At 35.0% G+C, this 21,108-nt stretch carries 30 protein-coding genes; 20 read left to right on the plus strand and 10 right to left on the minus strand.

From position 1 onward, the window contains the following. The first annotated feature begins 41 nt into the window (after positions 1–41). The gene (locus tag BOQ62_RS19465) at positions 42–1,694 is read left to right on the plus strand and encodes a serine hydrolase domain-containing protein (protein WP_129042058.1); all 1,653 of its coding nucleotides are present in this window, start codon (positions 42–44) and stop codon (positions 1,692–1,694) included. A 57-nt stretch (positions 1,695–1,751) separates the two neighbouring features. On the opposite strand, the gene rimM is transcribed toward BOQ62_RS19465, so the two are convergent. The 5 genes from rimM to BOQ62_RS19490 all read right to left on the minus strand — a co-directional run bounded on the left by rimM (position 1,752) and on the right by BOQ62_RS19490 (position 4,663). After that, entirely contained in the window at positions 1,752–2,294 is a 543-nt protein-coding gene (gene rimM, locus BOQ62_RS19470; RefSeq protein ID WP_129042059.1) for a ribosome maturation factor RimM, read from the minus strand. Between the two features lie 14 nt (positions 2,295–2,308). Beyond that, positions 2,309–2,875, minus strand: coding sequence for a 30S ribosomal protein S16 (locus BOQ62_RS19475; RefSeq protein ID WP_034698991.1), 567 nt, complete (start codon positions 2,873–2,875; stop codon positions 2,309–2,311). 117 nt (positions 2,876–2,992) lie between these two features. After that, positions 2,993–3,577: a hypothetical protein gene (locus BOQ62_RS19480; RefSeq protein ID WP_129042060.1), complete on the minus strand. Its 585-nt coding sequence runs from the start codon at positions 3,575–3,577 to the stop codon at positions 2,993–2,995. Next, on the minus strand, positions 3,578–4,087 hold the full coding sequence (locus BOQ62_RS19485) for a nitroreductase (RefSeq protein ID WP_129042061.1): 510 nt from the start codon (positions 4,085–4,087) through the stop codon (positions 3,578–3,580). Positions 4,088–4,282: 195 nt separating this feature from the next. Further along, positions 4,283–4,663 carry a hypothetical protein gene (locus BOQ62_RS19490; RefSeq protein ID WP_228414352.1) on the minus strand — a complete coding sequence of 127 codons (381 nt, stop codon included), beginning with the start codon at positions 4,661–4,663 and terminating at the stop codon, positions 4,283–4,285. 132 nt (positions 4,664–4,795) lie between these two features. Here BOQ62_RS19490 and BOQ62_RS19495 point away from each other — a divergent pair, with 132 nt between their 5' ends. Beyond that, on the plus strand, positions 4,796–5,155 hold the full coding sequence (locus BOQ62_RS19495) for a DUF805 domain-containing protein (protein WP_129042062.1): 360 nt from the start codon (positions 4,796–4,798) through the stop codon (positions 5,153–5,155). Positions 5,156–5,190: 35 nt separating this feature from the next. Here BOQ62_RS19495 and BOQ62_RS19500 read toward each other — a convergent pair whose 3' ends face one another. Next, on the minus strand, positions 5,191–5,715 hold the full coding sequence (locus BOQ62_RS19500; RefSeq protein ID WP_129042063.1) for an SRPBCC family protein: 525 nt from the start codon (positions 5,713–5,715) through the stop codon (positions 5,191–5,193). Between the two features lie 212 nt (positions 5,716–5,927). Between BOQ62_RS19500 and BOQ62_RS19505 the strand changes: the two genes are divergently transcribed. The 10 genes from BOQ62_RS19505 (at position 5,928) to BOQ62_RS19550 (ending at position 14,131) form a co-directional block, all read left to right on the plus strand. Beyond that, positions 5,928–7,964, plus strand: coding sequence for a M3 family metallopeptidase (locus tag BOQ62_RS19505; protein WP_129042064.1), 2,037 nt, complete (start codon positions 5,928–5,930; stop codon positions 7,962–7,964). Between the two features lie 115 nt (positions 7,965–8,079). Further along, positions 8,080–8,499 carry a DUF1801 domain-containing protein gene (locus BOQ62_RS19510; protein ID WP_129042065.1) on the plus strand — a complete coding sequence of 140 codons (420 nt, stop codon included), beginning with the start codon at positions 8,080–8,082 and terminating at the stop codon, positions 8,497–8,499. A 51-nt stretch (positions 8,500–8,550) separates the two neighbouring features. Next, positions 8,551–8,934: a tetratricopeptide repeat protein gene (locus BOQ62_RS19515; protein WP_129042066.1), complete on the plus strand. Its 384-nt coding sequence runs from the start codon at positions 8,551–8,553 to the stop codon at positions 8,932–8,934. 27 nt (positions 8,935–8,961) lie between these two features. Beyond that, complete coding sequence (locus BOQ62_RS19520) at positions 8,962–9,162, plus strand: YqaE/Pmp3 family membrane protein (protein ID WP_228414354.1); 201 nt, start codon at positions 8,962–8,964, stop codon at positions 9,160–9,162. 163 nt (positions 9,163–9,325) lie between these two features. Further along, a complete protein-coding gene (locus BOQ62_RS19525) occupies positions 9,326–9,646 on the plus strand; it encodes an ArsR/SmtB family transcription factor (protein ID WP_129042068.1) in 321 nt (106 codons plus the stop codon). Positions 9,647–9,697: 51 nt separating this feature from the next. Further along, entirely contained in the window at positions 9,698–10,201 is a 504-nt protein-coding gene (locus tag BOQ62_RS19530) for an SRPBCC domain-containing protein (protein WP_129042069.1), read from the plus strand. A 3-nt stretch (positions 10,202–10,204) separates the two neighbouring features. After that, a complete protein-coding gene (locus BOQ62_RS19535) occupies positions 10,205–10,618 on the plus strand; it encodes an SRPBCC family protein (RefSeq protein ID WP_129042070.1) in 414 nt (137 codons plus the stop codon). A 200-nt stretch (positions 10,619–10,818) separates the two neighbouring features. Continuing rightward, a complete protein-coding gene (locus tag BOQ62_RS19540; RefSeq protein ID WP_129042071.1) occupies positions 10,819–11,550 on the plus strand; it encodes a class I SAM-dependent methyltransferase in 732 nt (243 codons plus the stop codon). 85 nt (positions 11,551–11,635) lie between these two features. Next, positions 11,636–12,916: a serine hydrolase domain-containing protein gene (locus tag BOQ62_RS19545; protein WP_129042072.1), complete on the plus strand. Its 1,281-nt coding sequence runs from the start codon at positions 11,636–11,638 to the stop codon at positions 12,914–12,916. Positions 12,917–13,066: 150 nt separating this feature from the next. Next, positions 13,067–14,131, plus strand: coding sequence for a serine hydrolase domain-containing protein (locus tag BOQ62_RS19550; RefSeq protein ID WP_228414356.1), 1,065 nt, complete (start codon positions 13,067–13,069; stop codon positions 14,129–14,131). An 18-nt stretch (positions 14,132–14,149) separates the two neighbouring features. Here the strand turns inward: BOQ62_RS19550 and BOQ62_RS23630 are convergent, their stop codons facing one another. From BOQ62_RS23630 to BOQ62_RS19560, 3 genes are read right to left on the minus strand one after another with little or no spacing between them, the layout of a single operon-like run. After that, entirely contained in the window at positions 14,150–14,554 is a 405-nt protein-coding gene (locus tag BOQ62_RS23630) for a hypothetical protein (protein WP_228414358.1), read from the minus strand. Further along, entirely contained in the window at positions 14,554–15,555 is a 1,002-nt protein-coding gene (locus BOQ62_RS19555; protein WP_228414360.1) for an MFS transporter, read from the minus strand. Before BOQ62_RS19555 ends, BOQ62_RS23630 begins: the two co-directional genes overlap by 1 nt. A 39-nt stretch (positions 15,556–15,594) precedes the next feature. Continuing rightward, positions 15,595–16,158 carry a TetR/AcrR family transcriptional regulator gene (locus tag BOQ62_RS19560; protein WP_129042073.1) on the minus strand — a complete coding sequence of 188 codons (564 nt, stop codon included), beginning with the start codon at positions 16,156–16,158 and terminating at the stop codon, positions 15,595–15,597. A 118-nt stretch (positions 16,159–16,276) separates the two neighbouring features. Here BOQ62_RS19560 and BOQ62_RS19565 point away from each other — a divergent pair, with 118 nt between their 5' ends. Together BOQ62_RS19565 and BOQ62_RS19570 are read left to right on the plus strand one after the other, a co-directional pair. Then, a complete protein-coding gene (locus BOQ62_RS19565) occupies positions 16,277–16,744 on the plus strand; it encodes a VOC family protein (RefSeq protein ID WP_228414362.1) in 468 nt (155 codons plus the stop codon). A gap of 94 nt (positions 16,745–16,838) precedes the next feature. Continuing rightward, positions 16,839–17,462 (plus strand): hypothetical protein, encoded by a 624-nt coding sequence (locus BOQ62_RS19570; protein ID WP_129042074.1) that lies wholly within the window; start codon positions 16,839–16,841, stop codon positions 17,460–17,462. 141 nt (positions 17,463–17,603) lie between these two features. Here the strand turns inward: BOQ62_RS19570 and BOQ62_RS19575 are convergent, their stop codons facing one another. Then, entirely contained in the window at positions 17,604–17,978 is a 375-nt protein-coding gene (locus tag BOQ62_RS19575; RefSeq protein ID WP_129042075.1) for a hypothetical protein, read from the minus strand. Between the two features lie 233 nt (positions 17,979–18,211). Between BOQ62_RS19575 and BOQ62_RS19580 the strand changes: the two genes are divergently transcribed. The 6 genes from BOQ62_RS19580 (at position 18,212) to BOQ62_RS19595 (ending at position 20,798) form a co-directional block, all read left to right on the plus strand. Then, complete coding sequence (locus BOQ62_RS19580) at positions 18,212–18,832, plus strand: TetR/AcrR family transcriptional regulator (RefSeq protein ID WP_129042076.1); 621 nt, start codon at positions 18,212–18,214, stop codon at positions 18,830–18,832. After that, complete coding sequence (locus BOQ62_RS23635; RefSeq protein ID WP_228414364.1) at positions 18,810–19,037, plus strand: hypothetical protein; 228 nt, start codon at positions 18,810–18,812, stop codon at positions 19,035–19,037. Before BOQ62_RS19580 ends, BOQ62_RS23635 begins: the two co-directional genes overlap by 23 nt. Then, the gene (locus BOQ62_RS23640) at positions 19,037–19,255 is read left to right on the plus strand and encodes a GNAT family N-acetyltransferase (RefSeq protein WP_262708369.1); all 219 of its coding nucleotides are present in this window, start codon (positions 19,037–19,039) and stop codon (positions 19,253–19,255) included. Before BOQ62_RS23635 ends, BOQ62_RS23640 begins: the two co-directional genes overlap by 1 nt. A gap of 60 nt (positions 19,256–19,315) precedes the next feature. Further along, the gene (locus BOQ62_RS23645; protein WP_228414369.1) at positions 19,316–19,759 is read left to right on the plus strand and encodes a hypothetical protein; all 444 of its coding nucleotides are present in this window, start codon (positions 19,316–19,318) and stop codon (positions 19,757–19,759) included. Beyond that, positions 19,743–20,135, plus strand: a complete 393-nt coding sequence (locus BOQ62_RS23650) for a helix-turn-helix domain-containing protein (RefSeq protein ID WP_228414371.1) — start codon at positions 19,743–19,745, stop codon at positions 20,133–20,135. Before BOQ62_RS23645 ends, BOQ62_RS23650 begins: the two co-directional genes overlap by 17 nt. A 75-nt stretch (positions 20,136–20,210) precedes the next feature. Next, positions 20,211–20,798, plus strand: coding sequence for an NAD(P)H-dependent oxidoreductase (locus BOQ62_RS19595; protein WP_129042077.1), 588 nt, complete (start codon positions 20,211–20,213; stop codon positions 20,796–20,798). Positions 20,799–21,108 lie beyond the last annotated feature (310 nt).

Genomic DNA, 21,108 nt, shown 5'->3' on the forward strand with positions numbered 1-21,108 from the left:
AATAAGGAAGTTCATTATTTTTGTTCAAATACTTTTATAAGATGAAATCTATCCTATTATTGATCTTTACTTTCTCATTTTATTTTTATCAGGGACAAAATAAAAATATAGTGGATGCTGAGAAAATTGAGAATCCGATTCATAAAAAATACTCCGGAAAGATTGTTTTTCTTACCCAAAATATTGCACTTGAAAATCTGAAAGATTCAGACTTCATTACTTCTTCTGTATTTCAGGAAAACGGAGATCTTGGAATTCAGACCTTCTTTGATAACTCTCTGGTCAATTATCTGCATCAACTTGAACCTAACTGGACAGTGGATGAATTGCTGAAAAAAGGAAATTATCAATTCTCTTTTTATGTAGACGGAAAACTCATTTATAAAGAAAACCTCAATACAGGCGCAGGTACTCCGGATAGTAAAAAAATCAAAACATCATTACGAATTCCTCTTGTCAGCAGTAAAAATGAAGATTCATGGGGAAGATATCTATGGATGCGTTTTTATATGGCAAACAACGGAATTGATGCACTGACATCAGGGAAACACCTGTTGAAAATTGAAATTCAGCCTTATCTCAATACTTCTAGCCTTAAAACGGGACCTGTAATTGCAGAAGGACAAATTAACCTTATCGTTCCTTCTCAAAATATTTCGGAACAGCAAATTGCAGTTCAGCCCATCCAATCCAATAGCGGATGGAAAGTTTCTCAGGAAAAAATAAATACAGAAACCATCAGAAATCTGAATAAGAAAATCGCACAAAACAGATTCAAAAATATCACCGGAATTGTGGTTGTAAAGGAAGGAAAGCTGCTTTTGGAAGAATATTTTAATGGTTCAGGAAGAGATTCTCTGCAGGATACCCGATCTGTGGGAAAGTCTTTTTCTTCAGCTTTGACGGGAATTGCCATCAAAGACAGGTATTTAAAAAGTAAAAATCAAAATCTGAAAGAATTTTATGACCTGAAGACCTTTAAAAATTATTCCTCACAAAAAGACAATGTAACTATAAAGAGCTTATTGACAATGAGCTCAGGATTTGATGGGAATGATGAAAATTATGAATCCCCAGGAAATGAAGAAAATATGTACCCCACTGAAAATTGGATCAAATTTATATTAGATCTGCCTATGACGGAGAATACAATAGGAAAAAACTGGAGTTATTTCACGGCGGGAGTAGTATTAACCGGAGATATTTTAGATAAAAGCATTCCACAAGGTCTAGAAAAGTATACAGAGAAAAAATTATTTCAACCTCTTGGAATTACCCATTACCAATGGCAGTTTACACCACAGCATAAGCCTTCACTGGCAGGCGGGTTACGTATGAAAGCGCTTGATTTTGCAAAATTCGGACAGCTGTATAAAAATAACGGAGTGTGGAATGGGGAAACAATATTGAGTAAGGAATGGATTAAGAAATCTTTCACCAATTATTTCACAGATAATCCTGATTTTGAAGGATACGGATATTTATTCTGGAGAAAGGTTTACACAGTGGGCAACAAAAGTTATGAAGCTTTCCAATCCAGTGGAAACGGGGGAAATAAAATCATTATTTTCACTCAAATACCAGTTGTCATCGTGATTACTGCACAAGCCTACAATAAACCATATGCACACCAGCAATCTGAGAAAATAGTACAGGAATATCTTTTACCCTCCTTAAAAATGGGTAATGAATAATTAGTAATGAGTAATGTGGAAAATTGAGAAAGAAGAATTTATTGCTTATTGCAAAAATTATTCATCTTTCTTGGATGGAACAAGGAATACATCAATAAGACCTTCTGGAAGTTCCATTTTGATAATTCTTTCTTCCCTGTCAACTGCAAGAATCCAGTCTTTTATCATAGGAATAACCACTTCCTTTCCATCCAGATTGGTAATGAAATACACCTGTGCGGTCTGATCGTTTACAGATCTGATCACACCACAGTTGTTGTCATTTTGATCAAAAATTTCAAATCCGATGATTTCGTGGTAATAGAATTGTTTTCCTGAAAGTTTAGGCAGAGAAGTAAGCGGAAGGTAAACACTTTTACCCAACACCTGATCTACTATAGCTTCAGAAGAGTTTTTGAATGCAAGATTCAGAGCATCAAGTTTGCTCCATGATGATTTTTCAATAAAAAATGGAACCAATAATCCGTTGATTTCAACGAATATTGATTCCAATTTATTGTAAAGCTCGGGTTGATCGGTATCCAATTTAAGGATTACGTTACCCGCAAGTCCGTGTCTGCGTGTGATTTTTCCTAAAAAATAGCAATCTTCTTTACGCATAACAGGGTTTGTTCTTAAGCTTCAGTGTTTTCTTCAGTTTCAGCAGCAGGAGCTTCTCCTTCTGTAGCTTCAGCAACAACTTCTTCAGCAGGTGCGTTTGCAGCTTCTTCAGCAGCTTTAGCATCCGCTTCAGCTTGTGCAGCAGCAGCAACTCTAGCTTCGTTTACTTTTACTTCAGCTTCTAAAGCAGCTTTCTTAGCATCAGCTTTAGCAGTTGCTAAACCTTCTACTTTACCTTGTACTTTAGAATCTTTAGCTTCTACCCAAGCATTGAATCTTTTTTCAGCTTCAGCTTCGTCAAAAGCACCTTTAGCTACACCACCTTGTAAGTGTTTTTTGTAAAGAGCTCCTTTGTAAGATAGAATAGCTCTAGCAGTATCAGTAGGCTGAGCACCGTTGTTTAACCACTGTACAGCAGAATCAACGTTCAATTCGATAGTTGCCGGGTTAGTAATTGGGTTGTAAGTTCCTAGTTTTTCGATGAATCTACCATCTCTTCTAGCTCTAGAATCTGCAACCACGATGTGGAAAAAAGGTTTTCCTTTTTTACCGTGTCTTTGTAATCTGATTTTTACTGACATAATGTTTGAATTTTACGGGAACTCGTCCCAGTTAAATATTTAAGAGTGCAAAGATAGTAAAAAAGTTTGAAGTAAAAAGCTTCGAACAAAAAGTTTTAGAAATTCAATTTATTTTTTTTAACCAAGCAGGGCAAGAGAGAATATTGCTGAAATAATTACGGAAATAAAAACAGCCATAAAAACAACAAAATTATCCCGTGTTTTTCCTGTAATTCCATAGATCACCAAATAATTGATGATATAAACAGGCACCAGCAGAAAAAATGAAAACTCTCCTGTAGATGTCATCACAGCCTTTAGAAAAATAGCTCCGGTAGCAGAAGCTGCTACAAGCCCTAAAAGGCTTTTAAGAATTATTTTCGAATCTATTTTATCATTTTCTTTGACTTTTGAAAACTGATCAAATTTATCCAGAATAAAAACTTTCAAATCACTGCTTCCGATCATTTCCGAAGAGATATTTTCCAGAATAGTATCTATCTTTTCTCCCTTTTGTACTCTTTTGTGTACTTCAAATGAGATTTTTCCTTTTTCTTTCACTAAAACTTTCCTGAATTCTGCGGCTTTTACAAATTCATCATAATTGAATTGCTGACTGATGGCTTCCCGTAATTCATCATTGGCTGTACCTGTATGATCAGTCATATGAAGATAAGCAGCATGCAGATCTTCTTCATTATAATTTCGGTAAATGTTTTTCATCTATACCGCTCCCATATAGAAAAGTCCCAGACATTGCTGATTTTCCTCAATAGTCAAAGAATCTTTCAAGTTCTCTACGATTTTAGGAGAACTCCAGTAACACCCGATATTGTTTGCTGTACAGGTAAGATACATGTTCTGTACCGCCATTGAAGTCGCTGCTATTTCTTCCCATTCAGGAACCATTCCGCTGAAATTGACTACAATGGAAACTACAACATTGGCTTTATTGATTTTAAAACCAATATCTGCGTATTTTTTTTCTAAGAAAAGCTGTTCAGGAGTGATTGCTTTATAGATTGCCTGCATTTCTGATGCCAGCTGTGCTTTTTCTTCCCCTTTGAATATTTTGAAACGCCAAGGTTTAGTACGTTTATGGTTGGGAGCAAATGTGGCAGAGTTTACAATTTCCTCTACAACTTCCTGAGATATCTCTGTGTCTGTATAATCTTTTGGAAAAATACTTCTTCTTTGCTCTATAATTTCTTTTAAGATGGATGCATTATTCATGTAACAAAATTACGAAAAAGATGGATGCAGGAAGCAGGGTGAAGGAAGTTTAATCTTTGACGGGTGATAAAGAATACTGAAAGCTTATCAAAATTACTTTTTACTTTTTACTTTTTACTTTTTACTTTTACAAAACCTCTATAACCTTCTGATGGATTTTGTTTAAGGTAAATTCATCTCCGGGTTTCATCCCCATCATTTTTTGGCCATAGGACTTTCGGGAGAGATAGCGTAAAACCTGTCACCTTCAAAAAAGAACTCACCTAATGAAACGGATATATAAAACCTGGCTTTGTTGGTAATGACCAGAGAACCAAGCTGCACCCTTTCTGTAGCTGTATTCAGGACTTTTGCCATATTTCTTTTAAGATCATTCAAAGCCCCAAGTTGTCGCTGCATCTGGTAAATCTCCTCCTGCATTTCTTCTCTCATGCTGTCATACTTCGGCGTTTTTTTGATGTCACGGCTGGCTTCCAGGGTAAATTCGATAAAGTTTTTAAGCTTTTCAATTTTCTCTGTGATGGTGGTTTTCACAAAGTCTCTGATATCACTTTTTTCAAATACAATCTTCTCCATACAATCTATTCTTTATATAAAGATAATATTTTTAGAATAATATTTCTTGGGCTTAACATAAAATAATGCTCACAAAATAACCATCATTTTTGTAAAATTATTTCTAGCTTTGCCTTTTTTAAAACTAAAACCATGTTTAAAGCACCATTTTCATTTGATGGAAGAATCAGAAGGACAGAATACGGATTGTCCTATCTTCTATATCTGGTATTTTCTGTACCTTTTAATATCTATTTTCAGAGTAATGAACCATCAGGCACTGTTACTTTTATATTTTTCCTTTTACTTATTCCATTCCTTTGGTTTCTTCTTGCACAAGGGGCAAAAAGATGTCACGACAGAGGAAATTCCGGTTGGTATCAATTAATTCCTTTCTATAGTTTATGGATGTTATTCGCAGACAGCGATCACGGTCCTAATGAATATGGCCCTAATCCTAAAGGTGAAGGTAACTATAACTCCATCAACGAGATTGGCAAGAAAGAATTGTAATAAAAAAGCCTTGTAAAATTTACAAGGCTTTCCTATTATTTTTCAGCAAGTTTTTTCAGATCGCCCAGTCCCTGGCCAAACATTTTATCCATATTACTATCCATCATCGGCTTCATGATTTTCATCATGGTATTTAGTTCATTATCTATCGTCCAGGTCACTTTCGTTCCGCTACCTTCAGTAGTCAGTATGATATTACTTTTAGCAGTTCCTTCAAAAGGTTGTATGAAATGAAGCTGGGTTCCCAGTTTTTCATTCGGGATAATTTCTGCGATAGACTGTTCTCCTTCACTGTCATCTCCCTTCCAGTGGTAAGAGTTGCCAAGCTGGTCACCCGCACCAGAATAGGTTACAGAAAAGTTTTTGATCTCTTTAGAAAAAGGGTCCCAGGTATTGTATGCCTGCAAAGAGTTAGTATGCTGCCATACTTTTTCCTTTGGAGCATTAATGACAACAGATTTTTCATAGTGATAATCTTTACTGAAAGCCAGCATGGCAATTACAGCATAGATAAGAATCAGTACGATGATGGTACCAATAATTTTTAAGAGTGTTTTCATAGTCTATATATTTAAGGTTATTTATTTTAATAATGATGTTCAAATCTGTTCTCAAAATTAAATATTCCCACATCACTCCCTCTTTCCATATGACAAGATTATTAAAGATAAGGTATTTTTGTCATAACTTACCAGTAAGGCATTATTTTTGAGCATTTCAGCTGGGATTCCCAATGAATCCTTACATTTACCTTATATAAAAAGATCAAGAAATGAATATTTTAACAGAAAAATTTAACACTCCATATCATTCGGCTCCATTCAACAGTATTAAAAATGAAGATTATCTTCCTGCATTTAAAGAATTGATTCAAAAATCTGAAGCAGAAATTGATGCTATTGTTAACAATCCTGAAGCGCCTACTTTCGAAAATGTAATTGAAGCATTGGCCTATTCCGGAGAGCAGCTGGATGTGGTTTCTAATATTTTTTTCAACCTAAATTCTGCAGAAACCAGCGACGAAATTCAGCAGATTGCTCAGGAAGTTTCTCCGATCTTAACAGAATATTCTTCAAAAATTTCTCAAAATGAAGCCCTTTTCAACAAAATCAAAAAAGTATATGATGAAAAGGAAAAATACAATCTCAACGAAGAGCAGGAAATGCTTTTGAATGAAACCTACAAAGGTTTTGTAAGAAGCGGCGCCTTATTGAATGAGGAAGACAAAGAAAAATTAAAGAATATCAGCATGGATCTTTCTTTAAAGTCTTTACAGTTCGGACAAAATGTACTGGCTTCCACGAATGCTTATTTTAAACATATCACCAATAAAGAAGATCTTGCAGGAATTCCTGAAGCGATTATCGATCAATATGCTGAAGAAGCGAAAGAAAGAAACCTTGAAGGCTGGGTAGTAACGTTACAGTATCCAAGTTATATTCCGTTCATGACGTATGCTGAAAACCGTGAACTGAGAAAAGAACTGGCTTTAGCCAATGGTAAAAAATCTTTCGATGGTGGAGAATTTGATAACCAGAATCTGATTAAGGAGCTTTTGAATTTAAAGCAACAAAAAGCAGAACTTATCGGGTATAAAAACTATGCAGATTTCGTATTGGAAGAAAGAATGGCTAAGTCTCCGGTAAAAGTTTTAGATTTTTTAAATGAACTTCTCACCAAAGCAAAACCTTATGCTGATAAAGAAATTGAAGAATTAAAAGCTTTAGCAAAAGCTGACGGAATTGAGGAAATGCAAGGCTACGACCACGCTTTCTATGCTGAAAAACTTCGTAAGGCGAAATTCGATCTTAATGATGAAGAATTGAAACCTTATTTCCCGTTAAATCAGGTACAGGATGCTGTATTCGGCCTGGCTGGAAAACTTTTCGGGCTGACTTTTGAGGAGAGAAATGACATTCCTAAATACCACGAAGATGTAAAGGTATACGAAGTAAAAGAAGCCTCCAACTCCGCTCAGGCTGGCAGCTACAAGGCATTATTATACGTTGATTATTTTCCAAGAAAAGGAAAAAGAGCCGGTGCATGGATGACGAGCTACAAAAACCAATACAAGCAGAACGGTGAAAATTCCCGTCCGCATATTTCAATTGTCTGCAACTTTAGCAAACCAACAAAAGATACGCCTAGCTTACTGACTTTCCAGGAAGTAACTACTTTATTCCACGAATTCGGGCATGCGCTTCATGGGATGATGGCAGATACTCAATATCCTACCCTTTCCGGAACTTCTGTGAAATGGGATTTTGTGGAACTTCCGTCACAGTTTTTGGAAAACTTCTGCTACGAGCCGGAATTCTTAAAAACGTTTGCAAAACATTATAAAACCGGAGAAGTACTTCCTGACGAAAAAATTGAAAAAATTGAACAGTCTAAAAACTTTATGGAAGGGTATCAGACTTTAAGACAGCTAGGTTTCGGACTTCTGGATATGAACTATCATACAAAAGTGGCAGAACTGGAAAACGAAAGTGTAAAAGAGTTCGAAGATAAATATACCAAAGCAACAACTCTTTATCCTTCCAACACTGAAACGGCAATGAGCCCAAGTTTCTCACATATTTTCCAGGGAGGATATTCTGCAGGATATTATTCTTACAAATGGGCGGAAGTTCTGGATGCCGATGCATTCCAGTATTTCAAAGAAAACGGAATCTTCAACCCTGAGATCGCAGCCAAGTATAAAGTACTGCTTTCTTCGGGCGGAACGAAAGATCCGATGGAGCTTTATAAAAACTTCAGAGGCAGCGAACCAAAAGTAGAAAGCTTACTGAAAAGAGCATTTGGATAACGGATAGAAACTGATTCAACAGATCAGGAATAATACCATATAAAAAGAACAGCCATTGCTGTTCTTTTTTGTTTTAAATTAGTCAATTCATAATCTCAAAATCAATTCCTGATCTATGACCATCCAAGAACAAATCCAAAACTACATCAACAGCCAGCCTGAAATAAAACGTAATGATATGCAGGAACTCCACAACATCATTTTGGAGCTGACGCCGGAATGCCAGCTATGGTTTCTGGATGGTAAAAACAGTGAAAACAAAACTGTTTCCAATCCTAATATCGGATATGGATCATATACCATGCAGTATGCAGATGGAAAAACCAGGGATTTTTACCAGATCGGAATGAGCGCCAATACAACAGGAATTTCCATCTACATTATGAATATTGGTGATAAAACCTATTTAGCTAAAACTTATGGAGAAAAAATAGGGAAAGCCAGTGTTACGGGATATTGTATTAAATTCAAAACATTGAAAGATATCAACATTGAAATACTGAAAGCGGCAATACTGGATGGACTTAAAGAGTAAAAAGCTAAATTTGCACATTATAAATAAGCATTCATTCTGTAATTTTAAATAATGAGTACGATAACAACAAGATTAGAAAATGTAAAAAAACTTCAGGCTAAAAGATGGGAAAATGAAGACCATTGGGATACTTTAAACGACCTTTTAGTAAAGGAATTAGAGGAAATCTTACTTATTGAACCTAAAAATACTTCAGCGTTAATTAATATCGGTGCCATTTACTCTGATATGGGAGAAAATGAAATGGCTCTGGAATACTTAAAAACAGCATTACATTTGGGTTCTAAGGACAAAAATCTTTTTGTAAACCTCGCCATTGTGCTTGTTTATATGGAGAAACATCAGGAAGAGTATTTGGAATATCTAGAAGAAGCGGAGGATAAAACGGAAGATCCTCTTACTTTCAAAGCCTATTTCGATCCTCAGTCCCGTTAAAATTAACTCAATTAAAAACTTAGAATCATGTTATTAGCCATCTTACTTCCCTTCTTATCTTTCATGGTCCGTGGAAAAGTCTTCACCGGAATTATCTGCCTGATTTTACAGATCACTCTGATCGGATGGCTTCCTGCTGCCATTTGGGCTGTACTTTCTTTAAATAATGCAAGAGCTGACAAAAGAAATGACCGATTAATCAAAGCCATGCGGGAAAACAAAAGATAAATTTACTCAAATCAACCACAAACAACTGATTTAAAACCAATCAACAAACATCATCTATTGTTTTTCAAATTTTTGATTTATAAATTTTATCAAAAATATTTGCGAAACCGAAAAGTTGCACATAAATTTGCAACCATATGGTTTCATTTAAAAATCGTTGTTTATGAGAAGAGATATTTTTCAGGCTATAGCAGATCCCACACGCAGAGCTATTATTGCATTGATAGCAGTACAGGCAATGACACCCAATGCCATAGCTGAGCATTTTGACACTACCAGACAGGCTGTCTCAAAACATCTGAAAATTCTGACTGAGTGCGAATTGGTAACTCAAAACCAACAAGGAAGAGAAATTTATTACTTTTTAGAAATTGACAAAATGAAAGAAATAGATCATTGGCTGGAACAATTCAGAAAGATTTGGGAAAGTCGTTTTGAGCAGCTTGATACTTTACTGGCAACATTGAAAAGCCAGCAGAAATAAAATCTAATACCGCAACATCATTCAAACCAAAACAAACTATAAAATAATATTATGAAACATCTTCTTCAGTTCGATTTTCTTGCAGACAAGGAAAAGAACACTTTAACGATCAGACGTGAATTTATGGCAGGCCGACAATTGGTTTGGGACTGCTACACAAAGAGTGAACTTCTTGACCGCTGGTTTGCACCAAAACCATTGACTACCAAAACAAAATCTATGGATTTCAGTGAAAGCGGACACTGGCATTATGCTATGGTAGAGCCCAATGGAACAGAATACTGGGGCTGGGTAAGTTATCACAAAATCAACCCTATTGATTCTTATACCTCAAGCGATGCATTTTGCAATGAACAGGGAGAGATCAACACAAGTCTGCCTCAGGCAGAATGGATAGTCTCTTTCACAGATAAAAATGAAAATACCCTTGTAGAAACTATTGTCACTTATCAATCCTTAGCTGATCTGGAAACCATTATCGAGATGGGTATGGAACAAGGCATGACGGCCACTCTTGAAAAACTTGACGAATTATTATTAACATTAAAATCATAAAAAATGAGCCACAAAATCACAGTTTCTGCTACCATCAATGCAGATGCAAAAAAAGTATGGAATTATTACACCAACCCTGATCACATCACTCAATGGAACTTTGCTGATCCTTCGTGGCAATGCCCATCTGCTTCCAACGATATAAAAGTAGGAGGAAAATATGCAGCAAGAATGGAAGCTAAAGACGGAAGTTTCGGTTTCGATTTTGAAGCGGTTTATGATGAAATAAAAGATGGGGAAAACTTTACGTATACCATGCCGGACGGAAGACAGTTGCAGGTTGACTTTAAAGAAAATAATGGTCAAACTCACGTGGATGTTGCTTTCGATCCGGAAAATCAAAACCCTGAAGAAATGCAAAAAGGAGGCTGGCAGGCTATTCTTGATAATTTCAAAAAGTATACGGAATCGAATTAAAAAGATTCTAATTGAAAACAATGATATAAAGCTGGATGTAGAACATTCAGCTTTTGTTTTTAGTTGATGGCAGCATCAGTATTTTGGCATAATTATCGTAAATTTGCACTAGATCTTATTCTCACCAGAGAAACTACCAGAATAGTAAAATTCCTTTTACTGAAACATTTTAACATCAAAAAACATAAATTATTAATGTCATGAAAGAAAATAAATACGACAATCCATCATTTTTTGACCAATACGAAAAAATGCTTCGTTCTCAGATTGGGCTGGAAGGAGCCGGAGAATGGCATACATTGAAAAATATGCTCCCTGATTTTCAAGGAAAAAATGTTCTTGACCTTGGCTGTGGTTTTGGATGGCACTGCCGTTATGCGATGGAAAACGGAGCACAATCTGTGATCGGGATTGATCTTTCCGAAAAAATGCTGGCAAAAGCTAAAGAGATCAATAATCTGGAAGGGATTCAATATGAAAGAAAAGCTTTGGAAGAAGTGAATTATCCTTCTGAAAAATTTGATCTGATATTGAGTTCTTTGACCTTGCATTATGTAGAATCTTTCGATACTCTGGTTCATAATATTTATCAATGGCTTACTCCCGGAGGATCATTTGTATTTTCAGTAGAACATCCTGTTTTTACTGCAGAAGGTGGTCAGGATTGGGTATATGATAAAAATGGTGAGAAAATCTGCTGGCCGGTGGATCGTTACTTTGTTGAAGGAAAAAGAAATACTACCTTTCTAGGAGAAAATGTTATTAAATATCATCGCACTTTAACGTCTTATTTAAATACTGTATTAAAATATGGCTTCAAAATCAAAGAAGTCATTGAGCCCGAGCCAAGTCAGGAAATGCTGAAAGAAATCCCGGAGATGAAAGAGGAGCTCCGCAGACCTATGATGTTATTAATCTCTGTAGAAAAATAACTTGGAAACAGGTACAAGAAAATAATCTTAAAAAGAGTTCATAAGTGATTATAATGTATATTTGTTTCGTTACAAACAACACATTATGAAGCTTTTGTCATTTCTCTTCATTTTTATATTTTCAATAGAACTTTCCGCTCAACAATACGATAAAGAACTGGATCACTATTTTACGGCATTAACAGATCTGAAAAATTTTAACGGAAATGTAAAGATCGTAAAGAACAATACTATTCTTCTTGATAAAACGTATAATATACCGAATGAAGATAGAGCATTACAGGTCAATAAAAACAGTAAATTCATTATAGCTTCAGTCTCAAAAATATTTGTAAAATATGGAATTTTTAAATTGGTTGAACAGGGAAAATTAAAGCTGTCAGATCCTCTCAACAAATACATCAGTGATTTTCCCAATGGTGAAAAAATTTCTATTGAAAACCTGCTATTTCATCAATCCGGACTTCCAAGAGAAATCAAAGATTATGAGAAGTATGACCATCTCAGCCTAGAAAAAATAATAGAGCTGGCTAAAAAGGAGTCGCTGCAATTCCAGCCTGGAACTCAAACTTTATATTCAAATGTAGGATATTTTATTCTGCATGATCTCATTGGAAAATTATCTGATAAAGGGTATTGGGATTTTATCCAGACTGAAATTATCAAAAAATATCATTTAAAAAATACCCGTGAATTCAATTCTGCACAATCACTATCTGATTTTGCTTATGGATTTTCAAGTGAGGACGGTAAAATTATAGCTGTTCCCCATACCAGCATCAACCGTTTTGAAACAGGAAATTATGTATCAACTACGGATGATCTTTACAGTTTTAGCCAACAGCTTATTTTGGGGAAGAATCTCAGAAAAGATCTTGTTCTTATCATGTTTGGAAAAGACAGTCAATTAGTACAGGCGGGTGGCAGACCCGGCTATAGGGCTTATTACTATCAAAACCTAAAATCGGGAATTACATTTATTTTTACATCAAATTTCACGGATATTCCCTTTCAGAAAGTAACTGAAGACATCATTAATCTTTTAAACGATCAACCTTACCGTATCCCACAGAAAATTAACAAAAAAACAATTGAAGTTTCTGATGAAATTCTAAAACAATACACCGGAAAATTTGCCCTTGAAGCAGACCAATCACAAGTTTTTACCATTATCCTGGAAAATCATTTTCTGTATATTCTTGATAAAGATGGTGAGAAAACCAAAATTCATCCCGAATCTCAAACCTCTTTTTTTGATAATCCTGAGTCTGAAGACGGTTATCAATTTGTAAAAAACAATGATCATCAATATGACCTAATCATCATTTCGACTGGAGTAAAATTAAAAACCAAACGGATACAATAAACAGATCAGCCCCTTGTCTTATTATGATTAATTTTTAAAATTTAAAAATACAAATAACTATATTGTATAACATAGTAATTAAAATAAATCATATCTTTGCATAACAAATTACATAGATATGATTATTAAAAACTCATAACCGCCTTTGCTTTGCTTCCATTTTTAAACTCTACAATGGATGCTCAGGCACTCTCAAAAGGATATGAAAAGAAAATTGACAGTATTATCCAAACTGAATTCGGGAATAAAAATGAACCTGGCGGGGTTTTTCTGATTACTCAACACGGAAAAAATCTGTATCGGAAAGCATTTGGGAAAGCCAATCTTGAACTTAACGTCAATATGACCCCTGAGAATGTTTTTCAAATTGGGTCAATGACCAAACAGTTTACTGCTGTGGCCATCCTGATGTTGGAGCAGCAAGGAAAACTCAATACCGATGATCCTGTTTCAAAATACATCAAAGATTATCCTAACGGAGATAAAATCACCATTCATCATTTGCTGACCCACACTTCAGGAATAAAAGATTTCACGAAAATGAAATCTATATCTTCCATTGCCCAAAAAGAAATGAAACCTGAAGAGATGGTTAATTTTTTCAAAAATGAACCTGTGGATTTCGCTCCCGGAGAAAAGTTTGATTACAACAATTCCGGATATGTCGTCTTGGGATATATTATTGAGCTGGTTTCCGGAACTTCTTATGAAGATTTTGTTAAGAAAAATATCTTTGACAAAGCAGGTATGAGCCATTCTTATTATGCTTCCGACAGAAAAGTGATTCCTCAAAGAGCGTATGGATATCACAAAAAAGAACAAGGGTTTGTGAATAAAACCGTTATCAGTTTCAGTGTTCCCTTTTCTTCCGGATCATTGATGTCTACTGCGGATGATATGCTCAAGTGGCAGCGGGCTTTGAATCAAAATCTATTATTAAATTCAAAGGAAACTCAAAAAGCTTTTCAGAAATATAAACTGAATAACGGTGAAGAATTTACCTACGGCTACGGATGGCATTTGAAAGACATCAATGGAATTCCAGACCGTGAACATGGAGGTAGTGTCTTCGGATTTAAAAGTATGGGTGTTTACATTCCTGCTGAAGATGTTTACGTAATTGGACTCAGCAACTGCGACTGCCACTCTCCTACTGAAGTGACCAGAAGTATTGCGAAAGCCACATTAACTGAAATGAAAACCTCATCAAAATAACCTTAAAAACAAGGTATTTTATTTTCCATGTTTCATTTCAGGAAGAACATGATCCGGAACTTTAAAAACACAGATCATTACAAAAATGAGACAGAAAATATTGATGAGTAAAGCAACAGAGAAAGCATTGTGATAATGCTGAATAGCAGGTTTTGATCCCAAAAAATAATAAAAAACACTTCCTACAGCAACAATTCCGCCAATGGCAGCGATCTGTTGGAAAGTATTATAAACACCAGAGGCATTTCCGATCAGTTTTTCAGACATTCCCGACAGCGCGATATTAGCCAGTGAAGGAATAACAGATCCTATTCCCAGCCCATGCAAAAATAAAAGCAGACAAAAAACCGGAAAGCTCTTCTCCATTCTGAATAAAAACAGCTGAAGAATAAGAACAGTAATAATAAAAACAAGCCCTGCCATCAGGGCTTTTTGCCATATTTCAAAATCAATTTTACGGAAATAAAAGACGCCAGAATAAAACCCAATCCCTGAAAGACAATAATTTCTCCTGCTTCTAGCGGACTGATCTCTAGTCCATCCTGAAAAAATAATGACAGAATATAAAAATAAGAATCCAACATGATAAAAAAGAAAGAGACAGCAATGATTCCAAGATTAAAATTTTTATAACGGAATAACTCAAAATCAATCAGATAAGAACGTTCATTTTGGATTCTCTTCTTTTGATTTTTTATAAAAGTGAATAAAATCCCCCCGGAAACAATCATTAATGAAATATTTTTGAAATGGAGACCGTCATGCTCAGACATCGTCAATGCATAAGTAGCGCAGAACAATCCCGCAGAAAGCACTAATACACCAACTGCATCAAAAGATTGCTTCACAGCAACTTTAGATTCATCCAATAATTTCAGTGTAAGGAAAACAGCCGGTAAACAGATAGGAATATTCATCAGAAAAATAAGTCTCCATGGCTCTTCCATCATCGTCAGGGATGAAAAATAGCCGCCAAGGAACTGTCCTAAAACTGTTCCTACTCCAATCGTAATCCCGTACCAGCCCATTGCTTTAGTACGCTCCTGATGATCAGAAAACAGAATTTGTATCATGGAAAGTACCTGAGGAGCCATCATAGCAGCACTTATTCCCTGAACAAATCTTGAAATCACCAGTTGGCCTGCTCCTACGGAAAGTCCGCAGGCAATAGAGCTTATCATAAAAGCAATCAGCCCAATTATATAGATTTTTTTTCTTCCATAAAGATCACCCAATCGCCCTCCGGTAATGAGTAAAGAAGCAAATCCAATGAGGTAAGCTGCAATCATAAACTGCATTTCTCCGTTAGAAGCATGAAGATCGCGCTGTATGGAAGGTATGGATACATTGATGATAAAAATATCCATGATCGTCAATAACTTCCCAAACAATATCACCAATAATTTCAAACACTTATGTTTCATTTTTATATAGATATATCTATTTTATATTAATCAAAAAAATTAGGGCAATAAACCCTGAACAATTTTCTTTACCTGATCAAAAGAATCATTTTGTCTGTTGATAGTGGATGTAACAACTGCTCCTTCTATTAACAGAAAAATATTTTCTGCTATTAAATCAGAGCCTATCTTCTGCACTTGAACTGCATATTCATTGACAAGTTTTCTGATCATCTCTTTTTGCTTTTCTTTATGCTGCTTGGCAAAAGCTGAAACAGAAGGATTGCTCTCACTTATTTCGGAGACAATTTTAATGAAATGACATCCTGCAAACTTTGAAGTCTGCTGCAATTTTTTCCTGTAATCAATGAGTGCCAGAAGTTTTTGTTTTGGTTCTGACATCTTGGTTGTACTGTTTTCAAACCCTTCAAACCAATTTATTTCTTCTTTAATAAGATAAGCCTGAAGAAGATCATTTTTAGATGAAAAGTGATTATATAACGAACCAATGGCAATATCAGCCTCTGCAATAATCTGGTTGATCCCCGTAGAATTATACCCTTGTTTATAAAACAAATCTGAAGCAACCCTGATTATTCTTTCGCGTACTTTTTCTTTTTTCATCGTGAAAATTTTTACAAATGTAGATAAAAAATAGATAAGTCTATCTATTTTTAAAATTGAGATAAAAACTTTATTTTAGAGTCAGAAAATTATTTTCTGATCATTAAACTTTCAAACCATGAAGCCGCAGTCTTACATTTTGATTTTCTTATGGTTAATAGGTGTATCTTGCAGCCAGTCACAGCAACCTAATCCTTTTAAAAATATGAAAGCTACCAATCCTGTTGTCTACTTCGAAATTCCTGTAAATGATTTGGAACGTGCCGAAAAGTTCTATTCTGCGGTTTTCAACTTTAGTTTTGATAAAGAAATCATAGACAATTATGAGATGGCTCTATTTCCTTTCGAAGAAAAAAATAGTGGTATTACAGGAGCTTTGGCTAAAGGAGAGGTCTATAAACCATCCAAAAACGGAGTCATTATTTATTTTAAAACAGAGAATATTGATCAAACCCTGAAAAAAGCCGTTCAACATGGAGGTTCCATTCTTTATCAAAAAAAGACAGACGAAAAATACGGATTTGCTGTTGCAGAATTTGAAGACTCGGAAGGCAACAGAATTGCCCTTCATGAAACCGTAAAATAGCCATACCATTCACTACATATTAATTTTTTCCATACAGTTAAGGCATATTTTGTATATTTAAATAACCATTTGAAATCTAATTGGGTAAACAACTATGGCGGAAGAACTTTATTTCATCAAGACCAATCCCACTATTGCCAAAATTAATTTGTACAATAAGATCAGCCGTGAGGAAGAAAACATTCTGAAATTTCTTCAGCCTGAAGCCCAAAGCACTCTTGAAACGATTAAAGAAAAAGTGAAAGATTCTGTGGAAGAGCTTACTCAGGAAGAGCTTCTTCTTATCTTTCAGTGGTTTCATAAAGTCTATTCTTCAGATCACGAGGAGGCTAAAACACAACTTTTCATCAATGGTATAGACCTTTTTTATGAGATTCCGACTACCATTCATGCTGAAAATTTCCTGCAGATCCTTTCAGATTATGAAAAGCTTCTGAAGCAGGACATGAATTATATTGTTGATTCCAAAAATTTCAATCAGTTTCTGATCTATGGGATATTCCTTACAGAAATGATCAACAGAGAACAGCATCCGGATAATATCCTTTGCGAATATCTGAAACCGGATAACCAGTCTTTATATCATTTGGCAGAAAACCAATGCAATTTGAAAGAGTTTGACCGTACACTGATCCCGGATCTTCAGCATTATTTTACAGATTTGTATGATCTTACCAAGTTTTACAAAGGTTCTATTATCAAGCTTGAGCAGGAGTAAGAAAATATTCATCGGGAAATGTAACATCTTGCATTCAATAATTGTCTTCTATACATAACCGATAGAAAACTGCTGCTGAAAATGCAGTAAGAATGAGTATTGAATCAGGATAAAAACTATAACACAGCCAGCAGTCTCCTTTTACGATGTGGAACTGCTGGATTTTTTATATCCCGGTCTAACTCTAAAAAAGTAATATCCCATTCCTCCCGCAAAATAAGCCAATACATCCCAAAAATCTCCGGTGAAATGAGTAGATAGTTTAGGGCAGAGCACTTCAAACAAGAATGATAGATACAACGCTGAGGTCAGTACAAACTTCAAATCAGGTTTCCATGGGTAGCCTAAAATCCCATTCATGATATATTCTATCAGGCAGCAATACATAGGAATTGTAATTAAATCTGTAAAATAATCATTGATAACAGGAATAACAATTCCGTTACACCTCAGCAGAATGATTATACTCCAGACCGCCAGTCCCAGCAGGAACCAAAGTGAAATTTCTTTTTTCATCACATATGCAGTACAGCCATTATTATCCCGAGAATCACCTGAAGTACTTTTGATATAACTTCCTGATAGTCTGTATTTTTTTCTTTATTAGTATTTTCTGCTGATTCATAATTAAATTTTGGTTTACCTTCCACTGTCATAAGATTTGATACTGCAAATATATTAAATTAGAACATTTGTTCTAATTTAAAAAATATGATTTATATCCACTCTGATATTCTTATCTTTGGGTTATGAAGACCAAGGATAAAATTCTGTCTAAAGCACTGGAATTATTTAATGACAAAGGATATAACAATATTACCACAAGGCATATTGCTGCAGAGCTTGGTATCAGTGCGGGAAATCTGCACTATCATTTTAAGCACTCGGAAGATATCATTACAATCCTCTTCTCAGAGCTTACTCTGAAAATGGATGAGTTACTGAACCAAATGAAAAAAGTAGAGAATAAAACGCTGGAAGATCTTTACCAATTCACTTATTCTACCTCTGAAATTTTTTATTCTTACCGTTTTATATTCATCAATTTTATAGATATCCTGAATCGGAATCCTGACATCAAGGCCAGCTATGAAGGAATTAATTTCAGCAGAAAAGAAGAGTTTCAACTGATCTTTTCGGATCTTCAGAAGAGTAATATTTTTCAAAAAGATATTCCACATTTTATAGTAGATTGTCTTACTGAACAGATTTTTATCATTGCTGATAATTGGCTTACGCATAACAGGCTGATTTTAAAACTCAATCCGAAGGAAGCAATAGAACATTATACGCTGCTTCAGATGAATCTTTTTTATCCGCTTCTCAACAAAGAACAGCAAAAACTTTATGAAAAAAATTACATCCAATAATAACGATATTGTTCTCAGAAAAGGAATTACTGATGATCTCCCCGAAATGTTGCAGCTCTTTACAGCAACAATAGATGAGATATGCAAAAAAGACTATGATCTTCAACAGCTCGAAGCATGGAAATCCGGTGCAGAGAATGAAGAGAGATGGATGAAGGTAATCAGAGATCAATATGTTTTAATGGCTGTCATCGAAAAAAAATAGTGGGCTTCTGTACACTCGATCAGGGAAATTATATTGATCTGCTTTTTGTACACAAAGAGTATCAGTATAAAGGAATTGCATCCCTGCTATACCATCAGATTGAAAAAGAAGCTCTGCGATGCAATGAGAAAGAACTTACTGCTGACGTAAGCAAAACTGCCAGACCATTTTTTGAAAAAAAGGATTTCAAATTATTGAGGAGCAGACTGTCAATGTGAAAGGGATTGCAATGACCAATTATAAAATGATAAAACACCTCATCCTTTAATTTCAGGCTTATGGAAGTACATCCCGAGTATAATGAGTACAGAATTTCAGTTCCTCAGGAATTTGAAACTGTATTTACTCATTTTTATTTTGCTGAAAATAATTCTGAAAACTCAGTTACGAAAACATTTCTACCCACTTATCAGACCATTCTGCTATTTTGTTTTGGCGAAAGTGCCACGATGTCTACCCGTGAAAATACCATTATAGCTGTTGATAAGTGCATGGTATTCGGACCAGTGAGACAAGCCTTTGAATATACACTTCCCGCAGGATGCTCTATTTTGGTTGCTAATCTCAAAGATGATGCATTCTTCAGATTTTTTGGAAAAATATCTATTGAACAATCGGTAAGACATCCGGATGATCTCTTGGAAGAAAATTGTTTTACATATCTTTGGCATCAGCTTACCCCAATTAGATTCACCCACAGAACAAGTGAATCATATTCTTGAATTCTGCAGACCTTATCTTCAAGACCGGGATATTACCAGCCAGCTTTTGAGCCGTTTTGATAATGATTTTTTTAATCCTGTTAAAATCATTGCAGAACAGACACGGCAGACGGAAAGAAATATTCAGCGAAAACAGAAAGAACAGTTTGGATATTCTTTAAAAGAACTTAATCGCTACAATCGTTTTTTAAAAGCTATCCAACTCATAGAGGAGGAAACCGAAAAACAAAATCAGGTCAAATGGTTTACCATTATTGATGAATGTGGTTACTATGATCAAAGCCAGCTCATTCATGATTTCAAACACTTTATCAATACTTCTCCGGCTCAGTATTTAAAATTCCAACAGGAGATCTGTAATCCAAAATCTAAATAGCCTGTTTCGTTTTCTTACAATTTTTGAAAAGCACACTGCTTTACATTTGTCTCATTAATCTTAACAATCAAAACAATGAGACATTTAATTATTTACACACATCCTAACGAAAACACCTTAAATCACACTCTTTTAAACACTGTTGTAGAAACACTTCAATCCCGTAACGAAGAAATTATCGTGAGAGATCTTTATAAAATCGGTTTTGATCCCGTATTTTCTTTGGAAGATATGCAGGGACAATTTCAGGGGAGATTATCTGATGATGTAAAAACTGAACAAGAGCATATTTCATGGGCAGAGCAGATTACTTTTATTTACCCGATTTGGTGGACCGCCCTTCCTGCAATGATGAAAGGATATATAGACCGTGTTTTCAGCTATGGCTTTGCTTACCGCTACGATCAGGGAGTACAGAAAGGACTTTTAAAAGGTAAAAAGACTGTGATTATCAATACGCATGGAAAATCTCATGAAGAATATGAAAAAACAGGTATGGATAAAGCACTTACGTTGACCTCTGACAATGGTATTTATATCTATTCCGGGCTGGAAATTATCAGGCATTTATTTTTTGATAAAGCAGATAAAGCTTCTCCCGAAAATCTGGAAATCTGGAAAGATCAGGTTAAAAATTTATATTCTGATTATGTATTAAATTAGGTGGCTATATACAATTTTATACTGTTGTCATTCTGACGAAGGAAGAATCTCATGTAAAGCTTAGATTCTTCATTTCACTTCTTTACATTCAGAATGACAGAGTCATCATAATTAATGTAAAATTGTATATAATTATTTTAAAACATTATTTTTTTTCTATGAAAACGACTTAAAAAAAACAATGCTCCCACCCGGTTTTACGGACTTCTTATCAAGTAAACAGGAAAATAATAAAATACAGTTTTTACTTCTTTATCCTGTATTTTGCTTTTAAGGGATTAATGGCATGAAATTAGCTTCAAAAATCGCA

Source organism: Chryseobacterium sp. CH21 (assembly GCF_004119445.1).
Taxonomy (GTDB): domain Bacteria; phylum Bacteroidota; class Bacteroidia; order Flavobacteriales; family Weeksellaceae; genus Chryseobacterium.

Excerpts from the sequence above, each read along its gene's own strand:
- BOQ62_RS19490 (WP_228414352.1), bottom strand. The coding sequence starts at position 4,663 with ATGGAGAAGATTGTATTTGAAAAAAGTGATATCAGAGACTTTGTGAAA.
- BOQ62_RS19595 (WP_129042077.1), top strand. The coding sequence starts at position 20,211 with ATGAGACATTTAATTATTTACACACATCCTAACGAAAACACCTTAAAT.
- BOQ62_RS19480 (WP_129042060.1), bottom strand. The coding sequence starts at position 3,577 with ATGAAAAACATTTACCGAAATTATAATGAAGAAGATCTGCATGCTGCT.
- BOQ62_RS19510 (WP_129042065.1), top strand. The coding sequence starts at position 8,080 with ATGACCATCCAAGAACAAATCCAAAACTACATCAACAGCCAGCCTGAA.
- BOQ62_RS23635 (WP_228414364.1), top strand. The coding sequence starts at position 18,810 with ATGAAAAAAATTACATCCAATAATAACGATATTGTTCTCAGAAAAGGA.
- BOQ62_RS23630 (WP_228414358.1), bottom strand. The coding sequence starts at position 14,554 with ATGGCAGGGCTTGTTTTTATTATTACTGTTCTTATTCTTCAGCTGTTT.
- BOQ62_RS19505 (WP_129042064.1), top strand. The coding sequence starts at position 5,928 with ATGAATATTTTAACAGAAAAATTTAACACTCCATATCATTCGGCTCCA.
- BOQ62_RS19570 (WP_129042074.1), top strand. The coding sequence starts at position 16,839 with ATGGCGGAAGAACTTTATTTCATCAAGACCAATCCCACTATTGCCAAA.
- BOQ62_RS19465 (WP_129042058.1), top strand. The coding sequence starts at position 42 with ATGAAATCTATCCTATTATTGATCTTTACTTTCTCATTTTATTTTTAT.
- BOQ62_RS19545 (WP_129042072.1), top strand. The coding sequence starts at position 11,636 with ATGAAGCTTTTGTCATTTCTCTTCATTTTTATATTTTCAATAGAACTT.
- BOQ62_RS19540 (WP_129042071.1), top strand. The coding sequence starts at position 10,819 with ATGAAAGAAAATAAATACGACAATCCATCATTTTTTGACCAATACGAA.
- BOQ62_RS19500 (WP_129042063.1), bottom strand. The coding sequence starts at position 5,715 with ATGAAAACACTCTTAAAAATTATTGGTACCATCATCGTACTGATTCTT.
- BOQ62_RS19475 (WP_034698991.1), bottom strand. The coding sequence starts at position 2,875 with ATGTCAGTAAAAATCAGATTACAAAGACACGGTAAAAAAGGAAAACCT.
- BOQ62_RS19560 (WP_129042073.1), bottom strand. The coding sequence starts at position 16,158 with ATGAAAAAAGAAAAAGTACGCGAAAGAATAATCAGGGTTGCTTCAGAT.
- rimM (WP_129042059.1), bottom strand. The coding sequence starts at position 2,294 with ATGCGTAAAGAAGATTGCTATTTTTTAGGAAAAATCACACGCAGACAC.
- BOQ62_RS19565 (WP_228414362.1), top strand. The coding sequence starts at position 16,277 with ATGAAGCCGCAGTCTTACATTTTGATTTTCTTATGGTTAATAGGTGTA.
- BOQ62_RS19520 (WP_228414354.1), top strand. The coding sequence starts at position 8,962 with ATGTTATTAGCCATCTTACTTCCCTTCTTATCTTTCATGGTCCGTGGA.
- BOQ62_RS19530 (WP_129042069.1), top strand. The coding sequence starts at position 9,698 with ATGAAACATCTTCTTCAGTTCGATTTTCTTGCAGACAAGGAAAAGAAC.
- BOQ62_RS23645 (WP_228414369.1), top strand. The coding sequence starts at position 19,316 with ATGGAAGTACATCCCGAGTATAATGAGTACAGAATTTCAGTTCCTCAG.
- BOQ62_RS19525 (WP_129042068.1), top strand. The coding sequence starts at position 9,326 with ATGAGAAGAGATATTTTTCAGGCTATAGCAGATCCCACACGCAGAGCT.
- BOQ62_RS19580 (WP_129042076.1), top strand. The coding sequence starts at position 18,212 with ATGAAGACCAAGGATAAAATTCTGTCTAAAGCACTGGAATTATTTAAT.
- BOQ62_RS19485 (WP_129042061.1), bottom strand. The coding sequence starts at position 4,087 with ATGAATAATGCATCCATCTTAAAAGAAATTATAGAGCAAAGAAGAAGT.
- BOQ62_RS19575 (WP_129042075.1), bottom strand. The coding sequence starts at position 17,978 with ATGAAAAAAGAAATTTCACTTTGGTTCCTGCTGGGACTGGCGGTCTGG.
- BOQ62_RS19535 (WP_129042070.1), top strand. The coding sequence starts at position 10,205 with ATGAGCCACAAAATCACAGTTTCTGCTACCATCAATGCAGATGCAAAA.
- BOQ62_RS19555 (WP_228414360.1), bottom strand. The coding sequence starts at position 15,555 with ATGAAACATAAGTGTTTGAAATTATTGGTGATATTGTTTGGGAAGTTA.
- BOQ62_RS19515 (WP_129042066.1), top strand. The coding sequence starts at position 8,551 with ATGAGTACGATAACAACAAGATTAGAAAATGTAAAAAAACTTCAGGCT.
- BOQ62_RS19495 (WP_129042062.1), top strand. The coding sequence starts at position 4,796 with ATGTTTAAAGCACCATTTTCATTTGATGGAAGAATCAGAAGGACAGAA.